This window comes from Agrobacterium rosae (assembly GCF_002915175.1).
GTDB lineage: Bacteria > Pseudomonadota > Alphaproteobacteria > Rhizobiales > Rhizobiaceae > Agrobacterium > Agrobacterium rosae.
On the sequence record NZ_NXEJ01000020.1, the window covers coordinates 1 to 5,425 of the forward strand.

Here is a 5,425-nt window from a genome sequence, read left to right on the forward strand (position 1 = left end):
CGTCAACAATCGCAAGCTGACCGACTTTGCCGAATACTGGTACAAGGCAGCCGACCGGTTGATCCGTGACAGTTTCATCGAAACGCCAACCCAGTTCATCGTTCACTCACGCCGTGAGGTGAACACGCAGTTGAAGGAAGGTCATTACTTCTTCTCGGACATCCGCAAGGAAGGCATCGTCCTTTACGAGCTGGATGACGAGCCATTGGCGGAGCCGAAGCCGCTGACTGCGGAAGAGCGGTTGAGGGTGGCGCGGGACTCCTTTGATAGTCGAACGCGCTTACTCCGTCAGTTTTCTGAAGGGGCATCTTTTCACATTGCCCGAGGGAATAGCGATCTCGCGGCTTTTGATCTACATCAGACCATCGAGCAAGCTTACACTTGCGTACTGTTGACGCTAACCAACTATGCGCCACCTTCTCACAATCTCAAGTTCTTGCGGTCGTTGGCAGAGGAGCAAGACCTCCGCTTGGTGGAGGCGTTTCCGCGTGATCAACATCGGGAACGGGCCTGGTTTAACACGATCAACGAAGCCTATGTAAAGGCTCGGTATTCCAAACATTTCGAGATCAGCGAGGAAGCGCTCGTCTGGCTCGGTGAACGAACAGCGCATCTTCTCGAATTGGTCAAACACGTTTGCGAAGAGCATCTGACAAAACTCGCAGAGAATGCGAATGAAAAAGCGTCTCAAACGAGTGGATAGTCATCGGCGCTCTAAACGAGTCAGCTGCTTTGCAGAAATGGCAATCCCTGACGACGCGCCGGTGCTTGCCATCTTCCTCTGAGCTTCCTGATTGTCGCCACATCAATCTCCGTTTGCGATCGACATGACGCGTAGGATGCCCCGTTGAGGAGGCCAAGGATAATTCCGGCACGCCCGCCTTGGCCAGAAGAACCAGACAGTTTAACGTTGGCGCGAAACAAATCGAAGACGACGCATGGCAGCCAAGACAACACTCAACGCGAAGAACCTCGAGGCACTCGGCGCACAAAGGCTTGCCGAGCTTCTCATTGAGATCAGCACCGGCAGCGCCGCACACAAGCGTCGTCTCCGGATGGAGATCGCAGGCAACCACAGCAGCGCTGATGTTTCCAGAGAGGTCCGCAAGAGGCTTTCCAGTATCATGCGTGCCCGCACATTCATCGATTGGCGCAAGGTCAAGGCAATGAAGACGGACCTGGAGACCCAGCGCAAGACGATCATCGATACCGTTGCGCTGCACGATCCAGTTGAAGCCTTCGAACTGATCTGGCAGTTCCTGGCTGTCGCGGATCCGCTGTTTGGACGTTCAGACGACGGGAGTGGCTCGTTAATCCAAAGCTTCCATCAGGCATGCAATGATGCCGGGGCGATCGCCAAGGCTGCGAATATCGACATCGACGTGCTGGCCGAAAAGATATTCAAGGCATTGCAGGACAACGGCTATGGTCAGTTTGACCGGTTGATCACTGCCATGATCCCAGCGCTGGAGAATGATGGCCTTAGGCACCTCAGAGCGCTCTTTGTGACCTGGTCGAAAGAACCAAAAGAGAAGGCTCGCAAGACGGACCGGACAGTCATCGGCTGGAGCAGTGCTGGCGCGATTTATGAGGAGGTTTATGGCAACCACAACGACCTCACTATCCGTGTCGCTCTCCAGGAAATCGCTGACGCCTTGGGTGACGTAGATGCCTATATCGCACAACAGCCTGAAAAGACACACGCGGCGCCTATGGTTGCAGCAGACATCGCCCACCGCCTCGTGTCAGCGGGACGAGCCGAAGAAGCGTTAAAGGCGCTCGACAAAGTCGACACGAACGGACGAACGGATGTCCCATTCGAGTGGGAGTTGGCCCGCATTGAGGTTCTGGAAGCACTCGGACGTGGTGAAGAAGCCCAGGCATTCCGGTGGAGGTGTTTTGAGCAGTCGTTGCACGATGAGCATCTGCGCGCCTATGTCCGACGCCTGCCTGACTTCGATGACATCGAGGCGGAGGCGAAGGCGTTCGGCTACGCCCAGGCATTCCCGAACGTCCATCGTGCTCTGCACTTCTTCCTGCGCTGGCCGTCGCCAGCAGAGGCGGCAAACCTGGTAATGAAGCGAGAGGCGGAGCTGGATGGGGATCTCTATGGACTGATGACGGCAGTTGCAGACGCGCTTTCCGCGAAACACCCGCTAGCAGCGACCGTTGTCCTTCGATCCATGATCGACTTCACTCTGAGGAGTGGCCGGTCGAGCCGATACAAGCACGCCGCACGACACCTTGCAGAATGCCGATCGCTGGCGAGCCAGATAAAGGACTTTGGGAGCATACAGTCGAATGATGCGTATGTAGCTGACCTGAAACGAGAGCACGGGCGGAAGGCTGGGTTCTGGAGCCAGGCGCAGTGATTTTCACCTGCGCTTGCCAGCACCCTCTCAGTTTCCGGATCGTTCGCCACATGCGATGGGAAGAGGTGAGCTTTGAGAATACGCTCTGGACGGTACCAGCATCCCGGATGAAGGCAAAAGTCGCCCACAGGGTACCACTCTCACCTCGGGCAATTGAGATACTGGAATTGGCACTGTCACTATCGGAAACGGGTGAAGGTCTTGTGTTTCCATCCCGCAAGGAGACGCCAATCAGCGATATGACCCTGACCAAGTTTCCTATTCTCGGTTCATTAGCCAAGATGGAGATACAAGACGCGACGAGCACGTCCTAATGTTTGCACCCGGCGAAATTTCAAACCCAGTGACCGACGAAGAGGGATTCGACAGGTTTGAGTACCGTTGCAATCATGGGGACACAGGCCCCAATACCTACCAAGGCGTCAGTGGTGGAGGGGTCTGGGTGTTCGATGGTGACAATAGCGCAGTATTGCCCCTGCTTGCCGGGATCGCCTACTACCAATCGGATGCACAGCAAAGCGGAGAACGAGTGATCCATTTCGCTGGCGCGAAATCGATTTACGCCAAAGCTCTTCAAGCAGCCGCTCAACGCTGGGAATAGCAGGATCGGGACGGGGCGCTAGGAGGTAAGCTGCGCACATGAAAAGATGCGCAGACGATCCCAGCCCGAAACCTCGTTATCACTGGCGTGAAACATGGCCGGGAGAATGTCATGAAGATTATCATGGCTGGGACAGCGCCCGCGCTGTCCCGTGTCAGGCTGCTTCCAGTTTCCTGATGTTAGCAAGCCCGCTCAAGCAAGTCTGCGGTGATCCTGTGATTGTTCAGACGAAACGCTGCTATTGCGACAATCGCCGTTCGTCGTCGATCAACGTCAGGCGAGTTGGGGCTGATCCTCGCCATGTCCAGAGGACGATATTGAGGTCGGCATCGGTGGCGCCTGGAGCAAAGCTCCTGACGACCAGGCCGCAGAAGCCTGCGCTCTTCAAATCGCGCGCCAGCCGCTGTGTCGGGGCTTGACCGAGAACTTTCATATCGTCGCGCCAAGTTGTCGCGCCAAGATCTTGAAGGTTGATGCCATGGTCCTGCAGCGCGTTCGCGTCACGCGTATCGAACAAAGGCTCGAGATCGGCCTCATAGGAGACAAGAGTGGTTGGCTGTAGGCTTCCTGCCTGATTTGCTTCCCTCAGTGCCGTCATGATGGTCAATGAGGTATAAAGTGCGGGCGTGCCCCTGGGGTTAAATCTGCCGCCGTAAAGCTCTGCACCTCGTCCGGAGAGCGGTTCGCGAGCGTAGACGGGGTTGAGTGCTCGATAGAGCTTACCTTTGTACTGCATCGGTAATGTCAGGCATGCACGCCAGCATCGATGGCATCGATATAGTCGAGCACTTCGTCAGCGCGTCCATCTCGAACAAGCTGCATTGCGGTTTGCCCGGAAAAGCCAGAGAGAGGTTCTGAGCGATACCAGGCGTATGCCATGAGCGCGGATCCGAAGCGGGTCTCAACTTTATTGACGACTTCGATCATTTCGCGCAGCCGCCGCTGTGTCTTGTCGGATCTGATACGCTCTTTGCGCTGGACTGCATCCTTGCCAAGTCCAGCACTACGGGCGATGTCGTCGCTTGTCGTGTGAAAAACGTCAGCGATTTTTCTTGGCGCAAACAGGCCATTGTCAGCGTATTGAGCAAGAGCCATTTGAGATACCCATCGATAATAACGTTAATTATGACGCAATATAGCGTCAATATAATTGTCTTTCAAGTGTTAAGCTCTGTCCAGTTCGGGTGAGTGCTGCGCATCTGATGAGAGTAGGATAGTCTTCGAGGTTTTCTCCCGGCCACGTTTCGCGCCAACGGTAGCGCGCCGGGCCGGGGTCGTCGTGATACTTGTCAACTATAAACCGTTCACTTTCCTCAAATCGTCGTTGAGGCGCGATTGCCAACCCCTGCCCGTTTCCTTGTAGTGCTTGACGAGATCGGGGTCGAGGCGGATCGTCACGGGCGTTTTGGTGCTATCTGCTGGCGGTCTGCCTCGACGGGACATTTCCCGGTTGATGCTTTTGGCTAGTTCGGGAAAAGCTTCGCGAAAAGGCTTTGCCTGCGCGATCTCCTCGTCGGTGGCTTCCGGTGCGTCAGGATCGGCGGCGATCATCCGTTGCACTTCGGCTTCTTCTTCGTTTGATAGCGGACGTTTTGACGCGAATTTGACTGTCATGACAGCTTCCTTTCCTTGTTGCTGGCTGGGCGCATTGAGATGACAGAAAGAGCTTGCGATCCCAGGGGGCGGAAAACGACCGCGATGATGGTGCGGCCCTGAAACTCACCTATTGCCATGAAGCGTTCGGCCTTGGTTGGAAGGACGATAGAGGTCGCGAAGAACTCGATTGTCAGGTCCGCGAAATCGAGATTGTGTTTCTCGATGTTGGCCAGCCGCTTTGTTTCGTCGTAAGTGATTTTCATATACTGTACGTACAATAATGAACTGGACGTTGCAAGAATTATCGTACGTACAAAAAAACATTCTGTTTGATCCGGGCGGTTTAAGGGGCTCTTTGATACTAAATTTCTATGCGTTTTCTTGAGCAGTTTCCGGTCGCACTCTTTGCCACTGCGGCGGTAAAAAGCGCCGCAGTGGCATACGATCTTACTTTTTCGTCGGGACCAGGCGGTGAGCACAGCGCGGCAATAGCCGGGGAAGGTAGAACCCCGGCATGTCTCACCTTTTGGCGGTTTCCAGGGGGGCGTCGATCCCGGATCAAGATGCCAGGGAGGTTATAGAGCAGGTTCGAGCGGCCGTAGACCGGTGGCCGCAATTTGCTGAAGAAGTTCGGCTATTCCAGATCCCGTACTGTTGAACTCGACAAATTCCTGAATGGCAATCGGCTGGCTGATCAAAAGCGATGAGGCACAGAGTTGCGGTGACATGTTTCCTAATGTGTGATCTGGTGATTGTTAAGATGGCGGCGTTGGCGATCAGAGGGTCGACCGTTTGCCTCTGTAGGTGATTGGTGGCGGAAGAGCCTCATGGGCCTGTGCAAGCGTTTCAAGCCATT

The 5,425-nt window shown here is 55.1% G+C and carries 8 protein-coding genes; 4 read left to right on the top strand and 4 right to left on the bottom strand.

Annotated features, from left to right (window positions below; all coding sequences use genetic code 11):
- The 4 genes from CPJ18_RS26450 to CPJ18_RS26465 form a co-directional block, all read left to right on the top strand.
- Positions 1–703 (top strand): HEPN domain-containing protein (locus tag CPJ18_RS26450; RefSeq protein WP_103660503.1); only part of this gene is annotated, 703 nt, incomplete at its 5' end.
- A gap of 235 nt (positions 704–938) precedes the next feature.
- A complete protein-coding gene (locus CPJ18_RS26455) occupies positions 939–2,372 on the top strand; it encodes a DUF6880 family protein (RefSeq protein WP_103660504.1) in 1,434 nt (477 codons plus the stop codon).
- A 50-nt stretch (positions 2,373–2,422) separates the two neighbouring features.
- Positions 2,423–2,686: a tyrosine-type recombinase/integrase gene (locus CPJ18_RS26460; RefSeq protein WP_103660505.1), complete on the top strand. Its 264-nt coding sequence runs from the start codon at positions 2,423–2,425 to the stop codon at positions 2,684–2,686.
- On the top strand, positions 2,686–2,973 hold the full coding sequence (locus CPJ18_RS26465) for a hypothetical protein (protein WP_103588191.1): 288 nt from the start codon (positions 2,686–2,688) through the stop codon (positions 2,971–2,973). The genes CPJ18_RS26460 and CPJ18_RS26465 overlap by 1 nt, the downstream gene beginning before the upstream one ends.
- A 238-nt stretch (positions 2,974–3,211) precedes the next feature.
- On the opposite strand, the gene CPJ18_RS26470 is transcribed toward CPJ18_RS26465, so the two are convergent.
- From CPJ18_RS26470 to CPJ18_RS26485, 4 genes are all read right to left on the bottom strand, one after another.
- On the bottom strand, positions 3,212–3,709 hold the full coding sequence (locus tag CPJ18_RS26470; RefSeq protein ID WP_077107664.1) for an RES family NAD+ phosphorylase: 498 nt from the start codon (positions 3,707–3,709) through the stop codon (positions 3,212–3,214).
- A gap of 8 nt (positions 3,710–3,717) precedes the next feature.
- The gene (locus CPJ18_RS26475) at positions 3,718–4,068 is read right to left on the bottom strand and encodes an MbcA/ParS/Xre antitoxin family protein (RefSeq protein WP_077107665.1); all 351 of its coding nucleotides are present in this window, start codon (positions 4,066–4,068) and stop codon (positions 3,718–3,720) included.
- Positions 4,069–4,266: 198 nt separating this feature from the next.
- Positions 4,267–4,587 carry a BrnA antitoxin family protein gene (locus CPJ18_RS26480; RefSeq protein WP_042618644.1) on the bottom strand — a complete coding sequence of 107 codons (321 nt, stop codon included), beginning with the start codon at positions 4,585–4,587 and terminating at the stop codon, positions 4,267–4,269.
- A complete protein-coding gene (locus CPJ18_RS26485) occupies positions 4,584–4,832 on the bottom strand; it encodes a BrnT family toxin (RefSeq protein WP_042618643.1) in 249 nt (82 codons plus the stop codon). Before CPJ18_RS26485 ends, CPJ18_RS26480 begins: the two co-directional genes overlap by 4 nt.
- Between the last annotated feature and the right edge of the window lie 593 nt (positions 4,833–5,425).